The organism is Moellerella wisconsensis ATCC 35017 (assembly GCF_001294465.1).
GTDB classification, from domain to species: Bacteria; Pseudomonadota; Gammaproteobacteria; order Enterobacterales; family Enterobacteriaceae; genus Moellerella; species Moellerella wisconsensis.
Genome location: NZ_LGAA01000009.1, coordinates 107,120 through 132,716 on the forward strand (window position 1 = coordinate 107,120; position 25,597 = coordinate 132,716).

16 protein-coding genes are annotated in these 25,597 nt (G+C 41.0%); 13 read left to right on the forward strand and 3 right to left on the reverse strand.

All coding sequences use genetic code 11. The features are described from left to right. Window positions 1-141 precede the first annotated feature (141 nt). The 4 genes from M992_RS04665 (at window position 142) to dusA (ending at window position 10,992) form a co-directional block, all read left to right on the forward strand. On the forward strand, window positions 142-2,064 hold the full coding sequence (locus tag M992_RS04665) for a C80 family cysteine peptidase (RefSeq protein WP_053907524.1): 1,923 nt from the start codon (window positions 142-144) through the stop codon (window positions 2,062-2,064). Continuing rightward, the gene (locus M992_RS15550; protein WP_053907525.1) at window positions 2,058-8,021 is read left to right on the forward strand and encodes a calcium-binding protein; all 5,964 of its coding nucleotides are present in this window, start codon (window positions 2,058-2,060) and stop codon (window positions 8,019-8,021) included. The genes M992_RS04665 and M992_RS15550 overlap by 7 nt, the downstream gene beginning before the upstream one ends. A 356-nt stretch (window positions 8,022-8,377) precedes the next feature. After that, window positions 8,378-9,391 carry a mechanosensitive ion channel family protein gene (locus M992_RS04675; RefSeq protein WP_053907526.1) on the forward strand — a complete coding sequence of 338 codons (1,014 nt, stop codon included), beginning with the start codon at window positions 8,378-8,380 and terminating at the stop codon, window positions 9,389-9,391. A gap of 566 nt (window positions 9,392-9,957) precedes the next feature. Further along, window positions 9,958-10,992 (forward strand): tRNA dihydrouridine(20/20a) synthase DusA, encoded by a 1,035-nt coding sequence (dusA, locus tag M992_RS04680; RefSeq protein ID WP_047254985.1) that lies wholly within the window; start codon window positions 9,958-9,960, stop codon window positions 10,990-10,992. 115 nt (window positions 10,993-11,107) lie between these two features. Here dusA and M992_RS04685 read toward each other — a convergent pair whose 3' ends face one another. Continuing rightward, a complete protein-coding gene (locus M992_RS04685) occupies window positions 11,108-11,455 on the reverse strand; it encodes a hypothetical protein (RefSeq protein WP_047254986.1) in 348 nt (115 codons plus the stop codon). A 183-nt stretch (window positions 11,456-11,638) separates the two neighbouring features. Further along, window positions 11,639-12,622, reverse strand: a complete 984-nt coding sequence (locus M992_RS04690; RefSeq protein WP_047254987.1) for a quinone oxidoreductase — start codon at window positions 12,620-12,622, stop codon at window positions 11,639-11,641. Between the two features lie 201 nt (window positions 12,623-12,823). On the opposite strand from M992_RS04690, the gene dnaB reads away from it, so the two are divergent. The 3 genes from dnaB (at window position 12,824) to M992_RS04705 (ending at window position 16,838) form a co-directional block, all read left to right on the forward strand. Beyond that, window positions 12,824-14,233 carry a replicative DNA helicase gene (gene dnaB / locus M992_RS04695; RefSeq protein ID WP_047254988.1) on the forward strand — a complete coding sequence of 470 codons (1,410 nt, stop codon included), beginning with the start codon at window positions 12,824-12,826 and terminating at the stop codon, window positions 14,231-14,233. A 270-nt stretch (window positions 14,234-14,503) separates the two neighbouring features. After that, a complete protein-coding gene (gene alr, locus M992_RS04700) occupies window positions 14,504-15,586 on the forward strand; it encodes an alanine racemase (RefSeq protein WP_053907527.1) in 1,083 nt (360 codons plus the stop codon). Window positions 15,587-15,644: 58 nt separating this feature from the next. Next, window positions 15,645-16,838, forward strand: coding sequence for an amino acid aminotransferase (locus M992_RS04705; RefSeq protein WP_047254990.1), 1,194 nt, complete (start codon window positions 15,645-15,647; stop codon window positions 16,836-16,838). Window positions 16,839-16,934: 96 nt separating this feature from the next. Here M992_RS04705 and uvrA read toward each other — a convergent pair whose 3' ends face one another. Further along, window positions 16,935-19,769 carry an excinuclease ABC subunit UvrA gene (uvrA, locus tag M992_RS04710; RefSeq protein ID WP_053907528.1) on the reverse strand — a complete coding sequence of 945 codons (2,835 nt, stop codon included), beginning with the start codon at window positions 19,767-19,769 and terminating at the stop codon, window positions 16,935-16,937. 549 nt (window positions 19,770-20,318) lie between these two features. Here uvrA and M992_RS04715 point away from each other — a divergent pair. The 6 genes from M992_RS04715 to M992_RS04735 all read left to right on the forward strand — a co-directional run bounded on the left by M992_RS04715 (window position 20,319) and on the right by M992_RS04735 (window position 25,506). After that, window positions 20,319-20,849, forward strand: a complete 531-nt coding sequence (locus tag M992_RS04715; protein ID WP_047254992.1) for a single-stranded DNA-binding protein — start codon at window positions 20,319-20,321, stop codon at window positions 20,847-20,849. Between the two features lie 327 nt (window positions 20,850-21,176). Next, the gene (gene yqfB / locus M992_RS04720; RefSeq protein ID WP_082120768.1) at window positions 21,177-21,524 is read left to right on the forward strand and encodes a N(4)-acetylcytidine aminohydrolase; all 348 of its coding nucleotides are present in this window, start codon (window positions 21,177-21,179) and stop codon (window positions 21,522-21,524) included. Window positions 21,525-21,724: 200 nt separating this feature from the next. After that, on the forward strand, window positions 21,725-21,820 hold the full coding sequence (ivbL, locus tag M992_RS15050; RefSeq protein ID WP_134473623.1) for an ilvB operon leader peptide IvbL: 96 nt from the start codon (window positions 21,725-21,727) through the stop codon (window positions 21,818-21,820). 108 nt (window positions 21,821-21,928) lie between these two features. Beyond that, the gene (gene ilvB / locus M992_RS04725) at window positions 21,929-23,626 is read left to right on the forward strand and encodes an acetolactate synthase large subunit (protein ID WP_053907529.1); all 1,698 of its coding nucleotides are present in this window, start codon (window positions 21,929-21,931) and stop codon (window positions 23,624-23,626) included. A 41-nt stretch (window positions 23,627-23,667) separates the two neighbouring features. Beyond that, window positions 23,668-23,976, forward strand: a complete 309-nt coding sequence (ilvN, locus tag M992_RS04730; protein ID WP_053907580.1) for an acetolactate synthase small subunit — start codon at window positions 23,668-23,670, stop codon at window positions 23,974-23,976. A 339-nt stretch (window positions 23,977-24,315) separates the two neighbouring features. Then, a complete protein-coding gene (locus M992_RS04735) occupies window positions 24,316-25,506 on the forward strand; it encodes an MFS transporter (RefSeq protein WP_047254995.1) in 1,191 nt (396 codons plus the stop codon). Window positions 25,507-25,597 lie beyond the last annotated feature (91 nt).

Sequence of the window (25,597 nt, forward strand, 5' to 3'; positions counted from 1 at the left end):
TTTATTTTATATCGAGTAAATAGTATTTTTTATTGTATTATATTAAATTAACATAAGACAGCGCATTGGTATTAATAATATTTATCGATATGGTTTTTGTTGTTAACTTTTAATTAAGTAATAATTCATAAGGATATGATTATGCTATTTAATAAATATAATTCTAATATAGTTAATAAAAAAGAAAAAATATATTTTATCCCTCATGCACGAAAAAATCTATTATTAGACGATGCTAAGTCTATAAGTAACCCGCCAGTAGAAGTCACGCATTTACCGACAGCGATAAATGAAAATATCACCTTATCAACATTAGTCTTAAATAATAAAGAAATTAATATTTACAGTGATATTCTTCAGGATATGAGTTTTAAGCGTTTACTTAGAGATAATTTTACGACATTAAGTATACTCGGCGAGGCTTTATTTATTAGTAAAAATAATTATTTAATTTATCCGATGGTTAATAAAGATGATTTAATATCTATTGATACTAATAATATTGCTCCAACACTTGGAGAGCCTATTGCTAAATTAGATACGGATTTTAGTGATATTTATTTATCTGATTTTGGCCTTCAGACTGCGGAACCTTTGGCGGGAGAGCAATCCACATCAACGGATAAATTAGACCACTGGAATAACCCTTTAGATGATCTTGATGCTTTAAATCAATTACTGCGATTAGAAAGATATACTATAACATCCACCGAGTATGAGCATAATATTATCGTACAAATTGCCGGTGATTTAAGTTCATCGCGAGCCGCATTAAAAGCTATGTCTAAGCATCCAGATAAATCAATTATTATTCAGTATGATATTGATAGCCAACAGTGGCAAGTATTATACGGTGAGCTAAATACTCAAATTACAGGGAAAATTAGATGGGTGGTGATTGGGCATGGAAATAGATTTGATAATAGAAAAGAAATACGTTTTCAAGGAAATACCGCCGTTGAATTTGTTAAGGGTATGCATGATTTAAGAAATAATTTATTAATCAATTACACCCCGGATAAAATAGTGCTGATGGGATGTCATTTATCCCGCGGTGGTATTATTGAAAACTTCGCGCTAAAAGCGACCAAAAGATTTGCTAATTATGGCATGAATATGCCTATCGTGGCATATAATCGAACGGTAGGGCATAAAATTACTGGGCACCGCGTCTTTTGGGAAAGTGATTACGAGCCAGAAATGACAAGTAGTAAAGAATATAAATTTACTTATCAATATGATCTAGCAACAGAACAAGTTTATATAAATAATAAACTGGCTATATTACACTTTATTGATGAATTAAGGCGAGGTGAAATTAAAATATGGCAACTGATTGGTGATACAGAATTAGATCCTTTATTTTTATTAAAAAAACCTGATGCGACATTAGATTTTGATTTAATCAAAAAAATCTCATTTAATAATAAAGGCTATCAATGTTTCTTGGATTTAATTAATGAAAATAAACAACTTTCAAATGATATATTTCAACAGAAATTATTAGAGAAATTAAATATTGCTGGAGTCATAGAGACGCCAATATGGCCGATGATAGAACCTTTAGTTATTCAGCGCGATATTCATGCAATCCCCCCGAAGGAAGTTTATGTTGTTATTCGTGCAGGTAATGGAAATTTCTCTCGGCTCGCTGCCGAATACTTTACCTCAGATTATCCAGATAACACTTTAATTATTCAATTGAATGCTAATTCTCAGCAAATGGCTGTGGAATATGGCGATATAGAAAAGTTAGCTGGGTTACCTCAAAAATGGCTGTTATTACATAGTTTGCATGAGAACAGCCAATTTAAGCACAATTTAGCGAGTAGTTTCAACGCATTAAAACAGCAGTATGCTTTAAGCGAACCGAAGGATATTTCGGTATGGTTTACTGACCAGCATGGGTTATTGCCTTTAGCGCAAAAGGAACGCTTTACCCAGCAATTCTCGACTTTACTCGAACAACAGGGAATGAAACAGCCGGTGGGATTGATCGATATTCCTGCAATATCACCGCCGCTCGGCGGGGGGAGGATTTTGCGACGGTCGAAGGAGTGGTAGCTCAAACTAAAACTGTTCGTCAGCAGATTGATAGTTTGCTCAGAAAGCTGGTGTTAAATAAGATTAATCTTTCGGAAGTTACTTTGGCTAAATACCTGTTTCTTAAACTCTATTTTACCGATGCTGACGGCCTATTAGATCAGTATAAATTAAATATTGTGCTTAGTGATCCCTTGATTAGTCCGCAAGCTCATCAATTTTTTAATGATAAATCCCGTAATCCGGTGGATGTTCTTGCTCAGTGGGCAAGCCTATTTGAGGTTGATTATCGGGGTACCTTGCAACAGCATGCGCGTGAAATAAGTCGAGTGATGGTGGCTATTCGGGATAATCCGATGATATTACGCTCATTAAGTAAAACCTCACTTCAACGTCTCGGGCTATTATTTCCTGCATTGAATGGCGTTAATTATGGGGAGGTGCTAGCTCTCATGAATCAACCGCAGGTATTTTTATTATTTGAAGATATTTTACATCATTTTGCTAAATTAAATGATCATCACTTTATTGGCGAAAACGCGTCATTAAAAGATCTGACTTTATCTCAAGCAATAGAAAAATATACCAGCAGTCGCCAGTTACAATTAAATAATTTTGGTCAGTTAGTCCGCGCTACCGATAATCATGCCCCGGATTCACAAATTCGTAGACTTAATCATCAATTATATTATGGCGAGGCTTCTTTTTCCTCATTAGATAATAAATTTAAATTTTTATATGGCGCGTTACGTCGTTATCTAACCCCAGAATATACCGTCGATTATATTGAGCGAATGTCCGTGCTGCTTCAACAGCAACGGCAAGGCGCATTATTACCGGCGGAGGCTGAGTTATTGGCTCAGATGCAAGCGTTTTATCAACATTCGGTTGAGATGTCAGAAAAACGAATGATTACCCGTTTAGACCAATCGATTAAATACGCCATGATGACCATAGATCCCCAGCAAACATTATTATTAAAGGGAAAATCGATTACCTATAGCGTAAATTATTCCTGGCAAAACGGTCAACATGATATCAGTTTTTTCGATCCTACCGGGGTGGAGTTACGGGTTAGAAATAATAACTTAGCCTTTGCTTGGCATGGTTTTGTCGATAGCGTACTCAATTATTTTAATCAGCAGATTGAGCAGCCGGATGGGCGTTTTATTTCACGCGGTAAACTAGCCGGTTTTGAACCTGGCGAGGGCAACGATTTTAGAGCAGATATTCAGCAAGTTAATTATGACTATACCGATCAAACAGACTTTTCATTGTTTTTAGAGCCATCTCATCGCCCTGATATCATCCCCCAGTCATCCGAGTTTGACCCCTTATCTCATCGATTGATTGATTTTAATGGCGAGCCAATCACGCTGAACACATTACAGCGTTTAGGGGCATCAATAGCCCGAAAACCTGTGACTATTCATGATCTTCAATCGGCAGATAATTTAAAAAATGTACGTTTTGATGCTGAAAAACTCGCGGCAGCCTTGACGCTAATGGACGGTGGAAAACACGATATAACCCTATTGCGAATGATTAGACGTCAGATTAATCAGGTGGGTGTAGGTCAAATTATCGATTCTACGACTGATTTTCAGCAAGCCGCGATTGCTATCCAGCAGCTTAATTATATTGAGCGCCATGTTGATGCTGATGCGTGCATAATCGCTGCTGCAACGTTGGAAAATTTGCACCACATGGGGCTAAAATTACCACGTTATTTACGTGTCGCTAATCGTGCCGGACAAGTTATGGGCGGCGCCGGCGTTATTTTGTCGCTGATAACATTATCCACCTTACTTAAGCAACTCGATAATCCCGATTTAACGCGCCATGAGCAGGCAGAGATAGAGAAAAATATTTATATCACTTGCGCGTCTGCTTTTTTTAATTATGGCGACATGATGATACAGCCGATGTTATTAGAATTCGCATATGCAAAAACGGGTTCATTTAATATAGCGCATACTCTTGCGGCTAAAGTGGTGATTTTATTTAATTTGGTGGGCATAGGATTAGATATTTATCAGGCGTACGATGCACTGTCTAAGTTAGACGGGATTACCGACGTTAAAATGCGTCAGGATATATTTGTTAGCGCCGGATTATCTCTCGGTAGCGCGATGGTTGGCGGCGTGACTATCGTCGGAATTTTAGCCGGTTCGGCAGTGATCCCGGTCGCTGGATTGGCTCTCGGTGGTGCGATATTAGTCGGGGGAATGATTTATAACGGTGTTCGTGCCGTTGAACGATTGAATGATGAAATTAATTTGTCGCTTGGGCGTAAAATCGAAGAGGGATTCCGCGGGGCGGTAGGATTAGCTCCCACCGAGCGATCGCAGCATGAATTAAGTCTTCATCGTTATAGTGAGGCGTTTAAAAATGCCGCGTGGGAAACCGATTTAGCCCGTTTTCAAGCGCTGATTTTCCCCGCGGGATTTGATAGGCATCTCAGTGTGGTTGAAACGCCGACGCTGGCAGAAATGCGGCGTTATTATTTGGTTGATGCTAAAGGAAACTATTTTGCCGGCCAAATAGGCAAACATTTCATTCCGCATTTTGGTTATCAGCTCGGATATACCCAGCGCGGCGCTCCCTCATTTACTGAACAAGAAGCCGATATCTTATTAGAAAATTATCATTTATGGGTTGATGGTTCAGTGCGTATTGCGGATCAGCATGATAGTGATTGCGATTATAAATTGACTAAACGATTAAAAAGGCCGATCAATTACTATCGAGCGGGAAGTCTTGGAAGTCATGAAGCCCTCATTTTTGATGCTAATTATCAACATCCTTTATTGGCAGAATTTAAGCAACGACACAGTTGGAGTACAGCCCAATTCACCGAGTCAGTAGCTAATCAGCTTTCATTGTCAGCGACGATTGACTGGAACCTATTTAGTCTACAGTCAAAATTTGCGGCAAATCGTCATCCTAATTTATTGGCTAATATTCAGCGTTATAGCCAAGTGATTGAACACGATTTACCCACGATTGCCGACTATCTGCAAAATCGTGTGTTAACCGGTCAGAGTGTTAATTTGGCTAATGGCAATGATATATTTATTGGCAATAAAGATGAATTTTATGCTTTTCAAATTTTATCGGGACAGAAATTTTTTGTCGGTGGCGACAAAATGGATTATTTCTATTTAACCGACTGCGATATTGAGAATTTATTGGCGCAGGATCCTGATATACCGTCTAAATATTTAGACGGTCAGGGGGGCAACGATAGTTTGATTATTGTTGATCGCCCGCTAGGATATTCGGCACAGATAGATTTAAAAAATAAGTCGGTAATTTATCACCACGCTGATCAAAACCGGTCTATTAATTTTGCCCATATTGAAAATATTCAAAATATTGTTGTGCGCGGAAATTATGCCGATATTGTCCGCGGCGATGAACAGCATAATTTGCTTGATGGCGCCTACGGAAATTATCAATTGTATGGCGAGGCTGGCGACGATCGATTAATGTTAGCCACCGGTTATGCCAACGGCGGTGAAGGTAATGATAGCTATTATTTGCGCCGTTTTGAGTGGCATAAACAGCGTGATGATTTCTATCAGATAGAAAAACGCTATGATTTTCAAACGCATAAATTCAGCGATCATCAAATTATTAATGCCGATTATATACAGCGCTCCCCCACGATATATAGCTGCCAGATAGTGATTGATGAACGCAGTAAATCGGCTAGTCGCGTGGATTTAGGATATTCACTGAATGAAATTACCCAAATATCTATTGATGGTAGCGATTTATTAATCACACTTTCTATTTCTACTCCAGAGATTGACGGCATTGATTTTTCATCGATAAGCAGTCGCATCCAAATTAGATTAAAAAATGTTTATATCACTCGCAGTAATGGGCGGGTGCTGTGTCATGACTATACTCTGCGTACGCGGGATGGATTTTTACTAACCAGCCAATTAGTCGATTTAGCGCCAGACAGCAGTCAGCCGCTCTCGACGGGATTGTTCAACATTACCTATTTACAAAATAATGATCAGTTATCGCTTGGCGAGGTTAAATGTATTGATTTTGATCAGCAGCGTGGCACGTTGATCATTGATGAGACGCGAACTTACACTCCACCGAGTTGGGGACGGTTTAACCTCGTCGGTCAGGGCGAAAATGTGTTTTATTCCGGCGATGATTCTAATAATCAAATCAGTTATCTCAGTGCGGGCAATAAGATTTATGTTAGCCGTGGTCAAGATATTTATCAATTTAATCAACCGGTGGAAAACGGCGAAGTCGTGTTTGATTTTTCTACCGTTAGTGACCGTTATTCTGAAAACGATAAAGTCATTTTGCTACTGCCTAATATGAATGGCTATAAACTGTCGATGCAGGATCATACGTTGCAGTTAATGGATCGATTTGGGCAGCAAAAGTTAGCGGTTCGTTTTGCGCATTTTGAGGCTTCCATGGCCAAAAATGTACTTATTCAGGATCAATACAGCAATGTATTTCAGGTTAATTTAAGTTCGACGGGTAGCCATGTCGCCCCCTTATTTTCGCTTAATCTGGGCACCGAAGATGATGATGTGATCCTCTTGCCGCAAGGCTATTTGAGTTCTCATGACGCGATTAATAGTCAATCAGGTCATGATGTCGTCACCGATAATAGCCGAATAGGGCGAGTAATCAATGCCAGTGAGGGGGATGATATCGTTAAGGTGCTTGCCGGTTATAATTCGTTGTACGGTGGTCAGGGCAATGATTTTCTGTATGGTGGTGAACATCAAGATTTTCTATTATCTGATAATGGCAATGACCATCTTGTTGGCGGCGGTGGTAACGATCACTATTTGATTGATGGCCGAGGGCAAGGTGAGGTCAACATTGATGATGAAAAGGGACATAATCGGATCCATTTGCTCTATTTTTCTGACATATTTACCACGGAAACAACCCCTAAAGGTGAGCGATTACACTGCTATACTTCATCCACGGGGCGTACAGTCAAAATTAAACAGCCTACGCTGTCTGATTCTGTGCCTAGCGAACAGCCGCATAATCAACAGCCGCGTAATCAAGTGCATCACTATGCACAATTATCCGCAGCGCTATCTCGATTAACCGAGGTTAATTTTGCCCCATTGGTCGATGATTTACGGGATAAATCCTCTCAAGCCAAAATGAGCGGAGAGTTTGCATCTTGGAAGCCGGTAGACAGTTTACAAGGTGCGTTGATTGGTACCGAGCGCTCACCTCTATTTAATCAGTTAAATAACAGCATGATATTAAGCCATACTCATCGATGGGGAGACTGGCTGATTAACACTCAAGCGGGAAATAATACCGTGACCGATAATAGTGGCCATGGGCGCGTTTTTAAAGGCGGAGCGGGAAATGATCACCTGTTCACTTTTGGTGATGGAAATAATGTGCTGTATGGCGGGGCGGGGGACGATAAGCTGGTGGCGGTTACCGGGAAAGGCAATGATTTATTAATTTCGCTTGATGGACGCGATTTGCTCAATGGGGGAGAAGGCGATGACAGCTATTTGGTTGATGGTCAGGGGATGGGCGATGTCACTATTATCGATTTTTGGGGCAGAAACCAGCTGCATTTAATTAATTTTAAGCCGGGAATATCAGGTAATGTCATCCAATTATCAGCGACCCAGATTGAAGAAACCTATGAATCTTATCACGGGCGAAAAGTATTTTTACGTAAAAGTATTGCCCCCGTGATCAATGGCGTCAATCTGCATTATCATTCGGCTATGCCAGCTAATTTAACCGCGGCTATTAAAAATAGCGCTGAGAATACGATTGATAATGCAACAGAGAATACGATTGATAATGTCACCGAGAATACGATCGATCAATTGATCAGTGATATGGTCAGCTGGCGGATTGAAACTGCCTCGGGAACCGCTGAATTATCCAGAGCTGCGGCGGCAGATTGGCAGCCAACGGTTATGTTTGAGCGCCTATTTTGATCGCTATTTTTTTGATCGTTATTTCAACTGTTAATCATCGATTGGCTATCAAGTGAGCTGATAATCTCGTTAGTTAGCCGAAACAACGCTTATGGTTTACTGTCCTTAAGCGTTATTTATCTTGGTTTTTCAATTTATGGCCTACTTTTTACTTGATTCAAGAGTAATCAGTCTATGCAATCGAGCCATAGAGAAAATCAACATAAGATTATGATAACTTTATGTTTACTATATAATACCTTTCATATCATCGGATGAGCAGGTTTATAACTGTTGATATTGCTATCGACAAAATAGATTTTCAGATATTAACGATATAATAAAAACAGCCGTATTATTATTTCTGGAGTTACTTTATGAACGAAGCACTTATTGCCAAATATTCTATTGGCGCGGGAATTATCGGTGCCTGTTTTGTGGCTTTTTTAGTTTTAGAATATTTTACGCATTTACGAAAAGCGAGAAGTCGCAATATTATTGTCCACATTACCCAAGCGATTATCTTATGTACGCTGGTTATGGTAATGGGACAATATGCACAAATGGCGATTACCGATTTTAATCTGCATTTAATTACGCCTCAACTTATTAATTTAATTACTGTTTCACTGATCGCCTTAATTTTAGTTAAGAAACTGTTTTTGCTGATTAATCGACTGGAAAAGTCACAGATTAAAAAAGGTAGCGACCCCACTTCGGCACGTATTATTTCCCGAGTATTTAAAATCACGATATTGGTAGTGATTATTTTATTATTCGGTGAACATTTTGGCATGAGTTTATCCGGTTTGATGACCTTTGGCGGTATTGGCGGTATTGCTATCGGTATGGCGGGTAAAGATATTCTAAGTAATTTTTTCTCCGGTGTGATGCTGTATTTCGATCGCCCATTTAATATTGGCGACTGGGTACGCTCTCCAGACCGACAAATAGAAGGCACTGTGGTCGAGATTGGCTGGCGTTTAACAAAAATTATGACGTTTGATCATCGCCCTTTGTATATTCCTAATTCAATTTTTTCATCTATTAGTGTGGAAAATCCGGGACGAATGACTAATCGCCGGATCGAAACAGAATTAGGTTTACGTTATGAAGACGCTGATAAAATTGGCGCTATCGTCGAAGATATTCAAACTATGTTAAAACAGAACGACAAAATTGATGGGAGTCAGACATTGCTGGTTTATTTTAATCAATTTGCCGATTCGTCACTTAATATTATGGTTTATTGTTTTACTAAAACCACCGTATGGGCAGAGTGGTTAGCCGCACAGCAAGAAGTATATTTAAAAATTATTGAAATTGTTCATAGTCATGGGGCGGATTTTGCTTTCCCGTCCAGAACTCTATATATCGAAAAAGATAATTAATTTCCTCCGCGTAGGGTCATAAATTAATGCCAATCTAGGATTAATTTATGATCTTGCGATTGGTTCTAATCATTTGTATTCCTCATATATAAATATTCATTTTTATTGGATAAATTACTAATTTTAATCTTGTTGGCAATCAAGTACATTGAGATCAAAATTTTCCCCTAATAATCATGAGCCAAATTAAAATGAAGCCAACTAAATGTTATCGATCTCGCAGATGCCCCATTAACTTAGATTGCGGCAGTGGTTCTTTCTATTGAAGATGCGTTAGCAGGGGAATAGCAACAGATAAATAATCATAGTTTTCAAATCCCCATATTTATATTGGCGCAGGTTTTTAATGCTAACCGCGCTATAACGGAGTAGCGATATTGCTGTCTTATTTCCCGTCATCGTGCCATATCGCACAGTCGCATCTGCTCTGATTGTTTGGTCTATGCTATAATCAGCCATCTTAATATTACTCATGACATTAGACACCAAGCATTAGACACTACACTCACTTTAAGGTGTCCTCAGCGGTGTCCGGATCAAGCTCAAATATACCCAAATAGGTCAAAATGCACGGAAATACGACAAATACAAACAACAGCGAAAACACGCTCCTCCAAGGTATTACAGGTTATAAAAATTTAAATCGTTTTTCTGTAGCGCCTATGCTCGATTGGACGGATCGTCATTGCCGCTATTTTCACCGAATTTTGACTAAAAATAGCTTGCTGTATACCGAAATGGTGACAACTGGCGCGATTATTCATGGCAAAGGTGATTATCTGGCTTACAGCTCTGAAGAGCATCCGGTTGCTTTACAATTGGGCGGAAGCGATCCGATGGCATTAGCGACCTGTGCTAAATTGGCGCAAGAGCGTGGTTATGATGAAGTTAATTTAAATGTCGGTTGCCCATCAGATAGAGTACAAAATGGGCGTTTTGGTGCGTGTTTAATGGGAGATGCCAATTTAGTCGCTGACTGTGTGAAAGCCATGCAAGATAGCGCTTCGATTCCTATTACGGTAAAAACTCGGATTGGGATTGATGAACAAGATAGTTATCAATTTTTATGCGATTTCATTGATACGGTCTCGACCAAAAGCGAATGTGAAATGTTTATTATTCATGCACGTAAAGCTTGGTTGTCCGGATTGAGCCCAAAAGAAAATCGCGAAGTTCCGCCGTTAGATTATCCGCGAGTTTATCAATTAAAACGTGATTTTCCTCAGTTAACCATGGCGATTAATGGGGGGATCAAAACGTTGGAAGAAGCCAAGCACCATTTAGCCCATCTGGATGGCGTGATGATAGGGCGTGAGGCTTATCAGAATCCGACTATATTGACCCATGTTGACCACCAGTTATTTGATCCTCAGCTGCCAGTGACTGATCCGATAGATGCGGTACGTAAAATGTATCCGTACATTGAAGCTGAATTATCGAAAGGGGCTTATTTAGGCCATATAACTCGACATATGTTGGGAATTTTCCAAGGTATACCTGGTGCCCGCCAATGGCGTCGATATCTCAGTGAAAATGCCCACAAAGCGGGCGCTGATTTAGCGGTGGTAGAACAAGCGCTACAATTTGTTATTCGTGATTAATTCATCCGTGGGATTTTGTATTTATTCTCAATGATTTTTCATGTAAATCAGCTAATGGGGCCTTCAGTAATATAATCTGCAGGCCTCAATTTTATTCTTCTATTCTTCTATTCTTCTATTCTTTTATGGTTATTTGATTATTATCTACCAGAGTTTCAAATTGTTGTCTGAAACTGGAAAATTGATAGAACATTTGACTGAGCATCGCCATCTTCATTATTTGTTGTTCTGCCACGGGCATGTTAGCGCTTTTTAGGGTTAAAAATGCACTGTCCATACTTTTTAAGGTTAAATTCATCGATTGTTGAATGGCGATAAATTGCGGCAATACGTTCTCTTGCTTCAGTAATGTCAGATATTTTTGTTGGGAAAAATCGTGAATTATTTCTATATCTAGGGCAGCGAGTTTTTTATTGGCATATAAATGGTCAAGCAGATGGCTTAATTTCGCAGAAGAGTTCATCAGGTTAATTCCTTTTAACGTGGCTGAAAATATTATTGCCATTGAAATCATGGAAGGAAAAGAAACTACTAAAAATGCGGACGATAAACAATCTGAAAACTAAGATAATCAACCGCTGTGATGACTATATGATGGGCTATTTCATGACAGCGGTTCACTCTATTTAGGGGGTTTTATCTTTAGTTACGGGATCAGTAAACACGCCCCTTGGGTTTGACGCTGTTCTAATAATCGGTGGGCGCTAGCCGCATCTTTTAGGGCGAACTTTTGGCGCTCAGGCACATCGACATTGATATGACCGCTGCTTATCATGTCAAATAATGCGCGACTGGCTTGATTGAGTTGTTCTCTGTTAGTCACATAGCCTGAAAGTGAAGGGCGAGTCACATACAGCGAGCCTTTTTTATTTAAGATGCCTAAATCGACCCCAGTAACCGGCCCCGAAGCGTTACCAAAGCTAACCATCAGTCCGCGTTGGTTTAAGCATTCCAGTGAATCAAGCCAAGTAGCTTGACCGACAGAATCATAAACTACATTAACTTTAGCGCCTTGTGTGAGTTCGAAAACACGCTGAGGAATATTTTCTTTTTGGTAATCAATCACCTCCCAAGCCCCGGCGGCTTTTGCTCGTTGCACTTTTTCGGCGGATCCTGCGGTGCCGATCATTTTTGCTCCCAGTGCTTTCGCCCATTGGCAAGCAATTAACCCCACCCCACCTGCGGCAGCATGAAAAAGAAAAATTTCATCTTGTTTAATCGCATAAGTTTGATTGAGTAAATAATAAACAGTCATGCCTTTGAGGAAACTGGCTGCGGCTTGCTCAAAGGAAATATGGTCAGGTAAATGTGCAACCGCATGTTGATCAACTTGATGGATCTCGCTATAAGCCCCTAAAGGAGATTGGGCATATACCACGCGATCACCGGGGTTGAAACCGAGCACATGCGCTCCAGTTTTAACCACCACGCCTGCGGCTTCTGTCCCCAAACCGCTAGGAAATTGTGCGGTAGGATATAATCCATTACGGACATAAGTATCGATATAATTGACCCCAATCGCATAGTTTTCGATGCGGATTTCATCCGGGCCTAAAGGTGCGGGAGTATATTCACAGAAAGATAATACCTCGGGGCCACCATACTCAGTAAATTCAATACGTTTAACCATTTCGCCCTCCTGAAAAAAACTGTCTGCATTAACCATATCAATAGAATAATAATAACGCGATTTTATTTAAGATTATCTTTAGCTCTGGTTTTACCGACGGCGTTACCAAAGTGGGGTTAGGGGTGAAAGAACATCCCTTAACAGATTAGATTAGCGTATACTATTGCGCTGTTATCAGTATTGAAATATGGGTGAAAATGTATGGCTAAAAAATATCCTTCAGATAAATCGATGAATGGACCCAGAGACCAACAGATGGAAGGGCTGAAAATGCCGCCTCATTCTCTGGAAGCAGAGCAATCGGTGCTGGGAGGGTTGATGCTGGATAATGAACGCTGGGATACCGTTTCCGAGCGTGTGACTCCGGCAGATTTTTTTAGTCGTCCGCACCGGATTATCTTTGCTGAAATGCAGCGTCTGCTTGAGCAAGGAAATCCGATAGATTTAATCACCTTGTCAGAGTCTTTAGAGCAACGGGGTGAGTTAGAGGGCGTGGGGGGGTTCGCTTATTTAGCCGAGCTTTCGAAAAACACCCCAAGTGCGGCTAATATCAATGCGTATGCAGATATTGTGCGTGAGCGCGCGGTGGTCAGAGATATGATCTCGGTTGCCAATGAAATTGCCGATGCCGGTTATGATCCTCAAGGACGCAGCAGCGAAGACTTATTAGATTTGGCCGAAAGTAAGGTGTTCCAAATTGCGGAATCCCGCGCCAATAAAGAAGATGGACCGAAAGGCATCGAAGCTATCTTGTCTGAAACGGTAGAGAAAATCGAGCAGTTGTACCAACAGCCGCATGATGGCGTTACCGGGGTTTCTTCGGGCTATCATGATCTCGACAAGAAAACCGCGGGTTTACAAAAATCAGATTTAATTATTGTGGCCGCACGTCCATCGATGGGGAAAACCACCTTTGCGATGAACCTGTGTGAAAATGCTGCCATGACAGAAGATAAACCGGTATTAATTTTTAGTCTTGAGATGCCCGGCAATCAAATTATGATGCGTATGCTGGCGTCGTTATCGCGGGTCGACCAAACGCGGATCCGTACTGGACAGTTAGATGATGAAGATTGGGCGCGTATTTCCAGCACCATGGGGATATTGATGGAAAAACGCAATATGTATATCGATGATTCTTCAGGATTAACCCCGACAGAAGTGCGTTCTCGAGCGCGACGCATCTATCGCGAACACGGTGGATTAAGTCTGATCATGATAGATTACCTGCAATTAATGCGAGTTCCTTCATTATCTGATAACCGTACGTTGGAAATTGCGGAAATCTCACGTTCATTAAAAGCTTTAGCTAAAGAGTTACAAGTGCCGGTAGTCGCACTTTCTCAGTTAAATCGTAGCCTTGAGCAACGTGCGGATAAACGCCCAGTAAACTCTGATTTACGTGAATCCGGTTCTATTGAGCAAGATGCTGATTTAATTATGTTTATTTATCGCGATGAAGTTTATCATGAAGGCAGTGATATGAAAGGTGTCGCCGAAATTATTCTTGGTAAACAGCGTAATGGCCCAATTGGTACCGTACGTCTTACCTTTAATGGGCAGTGGTCGCGATTTGATAACTATGCCGGCCCTGCTTATAGTGATGAATAGACTCAAGTTGATATAAATTTGTTATCGATAAGTCAGAGGCTCAGTCGTTGTAGATTGGTGGTGATCAGAGATTTAGTAGACTAAGTTCGCTCTGTTGATGAACTGATGTTTGTGTGCCGCGTTTTGCTGATTGAATTATTTTGACGCTAGAATCGATCTTTAATCAAATACTAGATCTTTAACCAAATAATAGATATTTAACCAAATAATAGATATTTAACTAAATAATAGATATTTAACTAAATAATAGATAGGAACAACGGTAAAATCATGAAAGCGGCAACCGCATCAATTGACCGCCGCGCTCTGCGACACAATCTGCAACGCGTTAAAGAACTGGCACCGAATAGCCGTCTTATTGCAATTGTTAAAGCAAACGCTTATGGCCATGGGTTAACAAAAGTAGGTTTGGCGGTACAAGATAGTGTGGATGGTTTTGGTGTTGCCCGGCTAAAAGAGGCGATTGCGCTCAGAGACCATGGAATAGAGAAACCGATTGTTTTACTTGAAGGTTTTTTTGAAGCTGACGATTTACCACACATTATCGATTTACGCATTGATACTGTGGTTCACAGTATCGAACAGCTTGAGATGCTTGAGCAATTACCGCTGAAATCGCCAGTAAAAGTGTGGATGAAGTTGGATACGGGCATGCATCGTCTGGGGGTTCTGCCGCAAGATGCAGAGGCATTTTATCAACGCTTAACTCAGTGCCATAATGTGCATCCCGCCGTAAATATCGTGAGCCATTTTTGTCAGGCTGACGATCCTAAACTCATCACTACAGCCAGCCAACTGGCTTGTTTTGAGCAATTCATTCGTGATAAACCGGGCGAAAAATCAATCGCTGCTTCTGCCGGGATTTTGCTGTGGCCACAAGCACATTACGATTGGGTTAGGCCGGGGATCATGATGTATGGTGCGTCGCCGCAAGAAGGCAAACTTGCGACTGATTTTGGTTTACAGCCAGTGATGACCCTGAAATCTACCCTAATCGCAGTACGTAAACATGCGGCTGGTGAATGTGTGGGTTATGGCGAAACGTGGTGCAGCCGACAGGATACCCGTCTAGGCGTTGTTGCAATCGGTTATGGCGATGGTTATCCACGTTGTGCGCCCTCGGGGACGCCAGTAATGATTAACGGGCGTAAAGTGCCGATTGTTGGTCGTGTTTCGATGGATATGATCACCGTTGATTTAGGGGTAGAGGCCACCGATAAGGTTGGCGATGAAGTGATCTTATGGGGTAAATCTCTGCCGGTAGAAGAAATCTCAGCACATACTGGGGTTATCGATTACGAGTTATTGACTAAATTAACATCAAGAGTATCAATGGAATATCTGGACGAATAGCTAGCAAAGCGTTATTTTCAAATAACGAAGTTAAAAAAATAAATCAGGGGAAATTTCTGTGTTCGAAAATATTGAAGCCTATCCGGGTGATCCGATCCTCTCGTTAATGGATGAGTTTAATAAAGATCCTCGCCGCCATAAAATTAATCTAAGTATCGGATTATATTATGATGGTGAAGGTCAAACACCGCAATTAGCCACGGTAGGTGAAGCGAAAGCGGCATTAGCACGACAGCCTGCTTGTGCCTCCCTGTATTTACCCATGGAAGGCTTGAAAGATTACCGAACAGAAATTCAAAAATTATTATTCGGGGATGATTGCTCGCTCATCGCCGAGCAGCGTATTGCGACAGTGCAGACCATTGGTGGCTCTGGGGCATTAAAATTAGGCGCTGATTTTTTAAATCGTTATTTCCCTGATTCCGAGGTGTGGTGCAGCAACCCAACCTGGGAAAACCACGGCTCAATTTTTGCCGGTGCGGGCACCAAAGTCCATTTTTATCCGTACTTTGATGAAGCGACTAAAGGGGTGAAATTTGCTGAAATGCTGGCAACTTTCCAGAAATTACCGGCTAATAGTATTATTTTACTGCATCCTTGTTGCCATAATCCAACCGGTTCAGATTTAACTTCTCGCCAATGGGATGAAGTCGTCAAAGTCGCTAAAGAGCGTCAATTAATTCCGTTTATGGATATTGCTTATCAAGGCTTTGCTGAAGGTATACAGCAAGATGCTTATGCCATTCGAGCGATGGCTCAAGCCGGTTTACCGGTGTTTGTGAGCAATTCATTTTCCAAAATTTTTGGCATTTATGGTGAGCGAGCAGGGGGACTCTCGGTTATCTGTAAAGATAAAGATGAGTGTGAACGTGTCTTAGGGCAATTAAAAGCCGGAGTGCGTCGTCTTTATTCTAGCCCACCATCTAATGGCGCAAAAATTGTGGCGCAGGTGTTGACTAATGACAAATTAAAAGCGCAATGGTTACAAGAAGTTGAACAAATGCGTTTGCGTATTATTGAAATGCGTACGGTTTTGGTCGATGAATTGAAACGCGCCTTACCCCACATGAATTTTGATCATCTGCTGCAACAACGCGGAATGTTTAGCTACACCGGTTTTAGCCAAGCACAGGTTGATAGACTGAAAAATGAACATGCCGTTTACTTAGTCGGTACTGGCCGAGTTTGTATGGCGGGAGTTAATCGGCATAATGTTCAGCGTATTGTCGAAGCATTTGCTGCGGTGTGCTAAGATAACTTTAAGTAATTAATTTAACTATAAAATTCCCCGCGTGGCGGGGAGTTTTAATAGTCACATTCAAGCCAAATTAATGCGGGCTTATACTGATTAGTATCCGCGCTGTAAAATAGGTTTTAAGAAACGTGCGGTATGTGATTGTTCACATTCAGCAACCTCTTCGGGAGTGCCCGCAACCAAGATCTGTCCGCCTCCGCTTCCGCCTTCAGGCCCGAGATCGATAATCCAGTCAGCGGTTTTGATAACATCCAAGTTATGCTCAATGACGATGATGGTATTGCCTTGGTCTCGCAGCTGATGCAGTACTTTGAGTAATTGCTGAATATCCGCAAAATGCAATCCAGTGGTTGGCTCATCCAGAATATACAATGTTTGCCCAGTGCCACGTTTGGATAATTCGCGCGCTAGTTTTACGCGCTGAGCTTCCCCGCCAGATAAGGTAGTCGCTGATTGCCCTAAACGAATATAAGACAAGCCAACATCGATAAGCGTTTGCAGCTTACGTGCCAGCGCCGGAACCGCATCAAAGTATTCACGCGCTTCTTCGATAGTCATATCCAGTACTTCGTGAATATTTTTACCTTTGTATTTAATTTCTAAGGTTTCACGGTTATAGCGTTTGCCTTTACATTGGTCGCACGGCACGTAGACATCCGGTAAAAAGTGCATTTCAACTTTGATAACACCGTCACCTTGGCAAGCTTCACAACGGCCACCTTTCACGTTAAAACTGAAACGCCCAGGCGTGTAACCTCGGGTTCTTGATTCTGGAACACCGGCAAACAGCTCGCGGATCGGGGTGAAAACGCCGGTATAAGTTGCTGGATTTGAGCGTGGTGTTCTGCCTATCGGGCTTTGATCAATATCGATAACTTTATCAAAATTTTCTAGCCCTTCGACATCGCGATAAGGCGCGGGAGTAATCGTTGTCGCGCCATTTAGCTGACGTTGAGCTATCGGGAAAACAGTGTCATTAATTAATGTTGATTTACCCGAACCTGAAACCCCTGTAATACAGGTAAATAATCCAACGGGCAGCTTGATGGTGACATCTTTGAGATTATTTCCTGTCGCCCCAATGACGGTTAGCATTTTGGATGTATCAGCGATAGCGCGTTGCTGTGGGATATCAATTCGTCTTTCGCCGCTCAGAAATTTACCGGTCAATGACTCAGGGTTGCCAATAATATCTTGCAGATTACCTTGGGCGACCACTTCACCGCCGTGTACTCCCGCGCCCGGGCCAATATCAATAATATGATCGGCGGCGCGAATCGCATCTTCATCGTGCTCAACCACGATGACGGTATTGCCTAAATCACGCAGATGGACCAGGGTTTCTAGCAGTCTATCATTATCGCGCTGATGCAAACCAATCGAAGGCTCATCTAATACATACATCACGCCGACTAAGCCTGCACCAATTTGACTCGCGAGGCGAATACGCTGAGCTTCTCCACCGGATAATGTATCTGCAGAGCGTGAAAGACTGAGATAATTTAGCCCGACGTTGACTAAAAATTTTAATCGATCGCTAATTTCTTTTAATACTTTTTCAGCAATTTGAGCTCGCTGTCCGCTTAATTTGAGATTACGGAAGAAATCCAGTGCATGACCGATGCTATATTCTGAGATTTCAGGCAAGGTGGTATTTTCAATAAAGACAAAGCGGGCTTCTTTACGCAAGCGGGTTCCGCCGCAAGAGACACATGCACGATTACTAATATATTTAGCCAGTTCTTCACGTACGGCTGAGGATTCAGTCTCTTTATAACGGCGATCCATGTTATTTAGCACCCCTTCAAAAGGGTGGTGGCGAACGGTCATATCACCACGATCATTCTGATATTTAAATTCAATACTTTCTTTACCCGAGCCATACAAAATAACTTGATGGATAGCGGGATCAAGAGTGTTATAAGGTGCTTCAATATCAAATTTATAGTGTTTGCTTAGCGATTGTAGCATTTGAAAATAATAGAAATTTCGACGATCCCAGCCCTTAATTGCGCCACCCGCGAGCGATATTTCCGTATTTTGGATCACCCGCTCAGGATCAAAAAATTGTTGCACACCTAAGCCATCACAGCTAGGGCAAGCCCCGGCGGGATTATTAAATGAAAATAAGCGCGGCTCTAATTCTGTCATGCTATAGCCACAGACTGGGCAGGCAAAATTAGCTGAAAATATGAGCTCCTCAACTTGAGGATCGTCCATATCAGCAATTACCGCAGTACCGCCGGATAATTCTAACGTAGTTTCAAAAGATTCAGCTAAGCGCTGGGCGATATCGTCGCGCACTTTAAAGCGATCAACCACGACTTCAATGGTATGTTTTTTCTGCAGTTCTAACTTAGGGGGATCAGAAAGATCGCACACTTCACCGTCGATCCGAGCACGGATATAACCTTGTGCTGCCAGACTTTCTAATAATTTAACATGTTCACCTTTACGATCCTTCACCACCGGCGCCAATAGCATCAAGCGCTGACCTTCAGGCAGGGCGATGACATTATCCACCATTTGGCTAACAGTTTGTGCGGCTAACGGGATATCATGATCTGGGCAGCGAGGCTCACCCACACGGGCAAACAATAAACGCAGATAATCATGAATTTCAGTAATAGTCCCAACCGTAGATCGCGGATTATGCGACGTAGATTTTTGCTCGATAGAAATTGCCGGCGATAAACCTTCGATATGGTCGACATCCGGTTTCTCCATTAATGAAAGAAACTGGCGGGCATAGGCAGAAAGCGATTCTACATAGCGGCGTTGACCTTCGGCATACAGTGTATCAAAAGCTAATGATGATTTTCCTGAGCCAGACAAGCCAGTAATGACTATCAGTTTGTCCCGGGGGATGATGAGATTGATATTTTTCAGATTATGGGTGCGGGCACCACGAACTTCGATGTTATCCATTTACCACTTCCCAGATGATTTGATAGTAAGCAGTTATAAGCGAACTATTATTATACAGTTAAGACTGAATGAATATACAGTGCTATTAGTGAATTTGGTTGAATTCTCACTCTATTTTCAAACGACAACTGCATTGATTATATTTTATCTAAGTATAAGGCTACCCTGATCATCAGCGGTTGTATACTTATCGAGATAATAGCTTGTGTCATCAGTGACAGCTTAAATTACAGAGTTAGTTTTTTTAATTTATCACCGATGCGAGTTAGTGAATAATGAATACTCAATAAATTTTTGCCATCCGCTACGCAAACTGAATTGTTATCATGTTCAATATCAGGCTCGCGTGATAAACTTAATCATCAAGCTATACCCATCATAGGTCAAATTGCAGACTGCTATTATAAATGTTGTGGTGCTCATCAGGCAGGCAACTTAGTGATGCATTTACTAAGTTTTATCTTCTTGAGACGCCGCTATTTTGGGCTTTCTAATGCGTTGGATTATTTAGGGTATGAACGATCTATTTTATTGCATCAGGAGTGTTAAATGGCCAGCAGAGGCGTAAATAAAGTTATTCTTATCGGTAATCTAGGACAGGATCCAGAAATCCGTTACATGCCAAATGGTGGCGCTGTAGCCAACTTAACTCTGGCAACTTCTGAAAGCTGGCGTGACAAATCGTCTGGTGAAATGCGTGAAAAAACCGAATGGCACCGTGTGGTAATCTTCGGAAAATTAGCCGAAGTAGCTGGTGAATATCTGAAGAAAGGTTCTCAGGTCTATATTGAAGGTTCTCTGCAAACGCGTAAATGGACAGATCAGAGCGGTCAAGATCGCTATACAACAGAAGTTGTTGTTAATATCGGCGGCAGCATGCAAATGCTGGGAGGCCGTGGTTCAGAGTCATCATCACAAAGCCAAGGCAATCAAGGCGGATGGGGACAACCTCAGCAGCCACAAGCTCAACAGCCGTCTGCGCCACAATTTAGCGGGGGTAGTGCACCATCTCGTCCGCAAGCATCAGCGCCACAGAGCAATGAACCTCCAATGGACTTCGATGACGATATTCCATTCTGAGTTAAATGTAAAAATATTGGCTTAATAATATTGTATGAAACCCCGATTTATCGGGGTTTTTTATTGAGGGCGTAGATAAAATAATCATCTTATGGCTTGAGATAGTTATACCGTGTTGAATATTTTTAGTGATAGAATTTATCACTAAATTATTTAATTTATTTGGTTATTTAATTGTCTGCATTATTTATGTTTTTTATTTAATGGTTTTCATACAATCACTATTATTTAATTAAAAAAATTAATAATTATTAATTTTAATCTGTGAAAAATAATTTTTTCATTAAAGACAATATCGTTAATATTATTAAATATAGAGGAATGAATATGCCGATATCTATACCGATGCCTACAAAGTCGATACCTACCAAAATAACTTTTTTTGAATGGTTGCTGCCATTAGTTATTTCAGGGAAAAAGATTATCACTATTCGTGATGAAGCAGAAAGCCACTATGTTCCGGGAACTATAGTTGAAGTTTCTGCATTAGAAACAGGAAAGTTTGCTTGTTTTATCAAAATACTCTCTGTTGCACCTTTAGCATTTGATGAGATTTCTGAATTTCATGCGGAGCAAGAATGTTTGCCGTTAGATAAATTAAAAACATTAATTAGTGATATTTATCCTAATATTGAAAAACTGTATGTCATCAATTTTGAATTAGTGAATGACTGATTTATCCATTATCTTTTCGTGACTCGATATTTTATATCGAGGTAGGAAGTGAATAATAAATGTGATGTTCATCGTGTTTTTTAGTTTATTTTTTATGGATGCTAAAAAAGCATTGTCATTGCCAAGAAGATGTGTTTTTTTAGTACAAGATTAAGTAACTAATACCATTAAAATTAACGCCATTAAAACAGGATTGACCCGTGAATTTAACGCCCCATCATTCAGCTCTACTATTCACCGCACCACGTGCTGCGGTAGTCGTGCGCGTGGTGGTGGTGGTCGGCAATGCGCCGTAACGGGTTGGATCACTCAGATTTCGAAACCCCGCCGGCGCACACCGAGCGGGGTTTTTTATTTTTATCCCCCCGCAAAAATGTGCCGGCCAGCGTGAAAGGATAGTAACTATGAGCGAGTCGGACATAACATCAGAACAGCGAAAACAGTTTACCGGTGCAGAGTTAATTGTTTATTTACTGGAACAGCATGGCATTACCACGGTGTCAGGTATTCCTGGTGGGGCCGCATTACCGTTTTATGATGCTTTAGGAAAAAGTAAAAAAATCCGTCATATTCTTGCAAGACATGAGCAAGGCGCTGGATTTATCGCGCAGGGAATAGCCAGAACCACAGGCAAGGCGGCGGTGTGTATTTCGTCCAGTGGCCCCGGCGCGACCAATTTAGTTACTGCCATTGCGGATGCTAAATTAGACTCGATTCCTTTGGTTTGTATTACTGGGCAAGTTCCTTTATCGATGATAGGTACAGATGCTTTCCAAGAGGTTGATACCTATGGTATTTCAATACCAATTACTAAACATAACTATCTGGTTCGGGATATTAAAGATTTACCGCAAGTGATAACTGATGCTTTCCGTATTGCGGAGTCAGGGCGTCCGGGACCGGTATGGATAGATGTTCCGAAAGATGTACAAACTGCGACTATCACCAGTGATCAATGGGCTAAAGTTCAAGAAAAGGATAAAGCCCCAACCTTTGATATGGAAGCAGTGATCCGCGCGGCCAATATGATCAACACCGCCAAATCTCCGGTGCTTTATTATGGCGGAGGAATTATTAGTTCTAATTCAACCAAGATGGCGATTGCTTTAGCTGAAAAAGCTAATTTACCGGCGACGATGACATTAATGGCGCTGGGTATTTTACCCAATCAACATCCTTTATATTTGGGAATGTTAGGGATGCACGCAGCAAGAAGTACCAATATGATCATGGAAGAATCGGATTTATTAGTCGTTATTGGTGCACGCTTTGATGACCGAGCGATAGGCCGCGCCGAAAAATTTTGCCCGAATGCTAAGATAATTCACGTTGATATTGATAAAGCTGAAATCAGTAAAATTAGAAAGCCAGATATTGCGATTAATGCTGATGCGGGGCAGATTTTGGCGCTGTTATTACCCTTAGTCAAACGTAATTCACGTGCGGAATGGTTAGCTCGGGTGAATAGATTAAAACAAGATTATTCGCTTGATTTATCTGAGGCACATAATCCCTTGCATCATTATGGTTTAGTGTTAGCCGCGGCTCGCGCGGCGGGTGATGAGGCCATTATTACCACGGATGTTGGCCAGCATCAGATGTGGGTTGCGCAGGTATATCCTTTATCTCGCCCCCGGCAGTGGTTGACGTCAGGAGGATTAGGAACGATGGGATTTGGATTACCTGCCGCAATAGGTGCAGCATTGGCAAATCCAGACGCTACCGTGCTGTGTTTCTCTGGTGATGGTAGCTTGATGATGAATATTCAAGAGTTAGCTACTGCTGCGGAACATCGATTGAATATCAAAATTATTTTAATGAATAATCAGGCATTAGGTATGGTACATCAGCAGCAAGAATTATTTTTTGAAAATCGAATTTATGCTGCTGCTTATCCTTATCAAACGGATTTTATTAAAATTGCTGCGGGTTTTGGTCTGGAAACTTGCGATTTGAATCAGCAAGAAAATCCTGAAACCGCGTTAAAAGAGATGATGAATAAGCCGGGACCGTGTTTGATCCATGCGTTAATTGATGTTAAGCAAAATGTTTATCCTATGGTTCCGCCGGGTGCCGCAAATATTGATATGATTGGAGCATAATTATGACGATAAAATCGACCGATATACAAAAAGCTGACGCTATGATTGCCGATTCGGTAGATCTCCAATCTGTAGATTCGCGCGCTATCGCTCTCGAGCTGATTGTGAGTAATCACCCCGGTGTCATGTCGCATATCTGTGGGCTATTCGCTCGTCGTGCCTTTAACGTCGATGCCATTTTATGTTTACCGCTAAAGCACACTAATCAAAGTCGTATTTGGTTATTAGTACAGAATGATGAGCGATTATCTCAGATGGTTAATCAGGTAGAAAAACTTGAAGATGTAAAGCAAGTTAGTTTTAGTGATGACTTAACTGTTTTTGACATCATGGAAAATTATCTGCACTAATTCCTAGTTTGGATATTCTTACTTGGATGGATAAAAATATTTTGCTATTCACTATTATGGATATAGGCCACTAATAAAATAAGGCGTAAATCTCTACTAGATTATGGGATCGGTTAAATTAATATTTATATATTTGATCGAGCCTTTAAATAAATGCTTTATTTTCTATTCTATTTATTTTATCGCTCTGGTTACTGATGCTTTACAGTGATCAGAGTGATATTATGACCGACATATTCTCTTAATTAAAGATATTTCCCCTTTGATATTGCTGGTAATGGCATTATTAATGGAATAAAAAACTATAGGTACTTGCTGGATAAGCAGGTTTATTTCAAAATGAATAGTGATAGTCGTCGTTTTCAGAATTTCCGTCGTTCCCCCTTTTTTGCTATTTTTACCATCACCGCCAGTATTGCTGTTATCGGCATCGTTATTGGATTAAGTATTCCAATGGTTGCCTTACGGCTCAATAACAACGGTATTAGCGAATTTTATATTGGGCTTATTTCTGCGGCGCCGGCATTTGGGATGCTACTCATTGCGCCCGCGGTACAAAAAATAGCCCAATTATCGGGCAAGCGTTACGCCATGTTAATTGCGACGATTATATCGGCGATTAGCTTATTACCTTTATTAAGCTCATTACCACTTTGGCTGTTATTCCCTTTACGTTTGATTACAGGATTAGCCAGTGGCGTGATGATTTGTTTGGGAGAAACGTGGATTAATGAGTTATCGCCAGAAAATCGTCGTGGGCGGATTTTGGCTATTTATACGACAGTATTTACCATTAGCCAGTTATTAGGCCCTTCTTTTATTGCATATTATGGCGTTGAAGATAAATCCCCTTTATTTATCTGTACGCTAATTCATCTATTCTCCGTCGTATTATTTTTATTAATGGAGCAAAAGGTTGGTGATAAAATTCCTGCGACCGCAACCCATGCTCAATTTTCTATTATTCAATTTATCAAAGTTGCGCCTGCGTTGTGTGCGGGGATCCTATTTTTTGCCTTTTTTGATGGCACTATTTTATCCATGTTCCCGATTTATGGTATCAGTATGGGGCATACCGAGACGATAGCCGCAATGATGATCAGTGCAATTTTAGCCGGAGATGCAGTAATGCAAATGCCGTTTGGTTGGCTGGCTGATCATATGAACCGCGGGAAATTATACCGCTGGTGCGGGGTCATTACGTTGCTAGCCAGTTTATTATTACCGTTTGTTATCACCAATCATTATCTTATTTGGCCGTTGTTAATTATTTTAGGCGCGACTGCTGGGGCTATTTATACGATTGCTCTGGTACAAATAGGACAATATTTTAGCGGTAATGATTTAATTGTAGCTAATGCGGCGGCGGCGATGCTATGGGGGATTGGTAATCTTTCTGGTCCATTATTATCAGGTGTTGCAACTTCGGTTTCACCGAGTGGTTTACCTATTTTATTAATTATTATGGCTGGATTATTTCTGTGGATAGTGCGAGGAAAATGTAGTCCAACTATAGAAGTTTGCCGTTAATAAATCTAGAAGCTTGCCGTTAATAATCAATCATTTTCATCATTACAGTTCTTCAATTAGGCCCCTATTTTTATTTAAAGTAGGGGCCTGA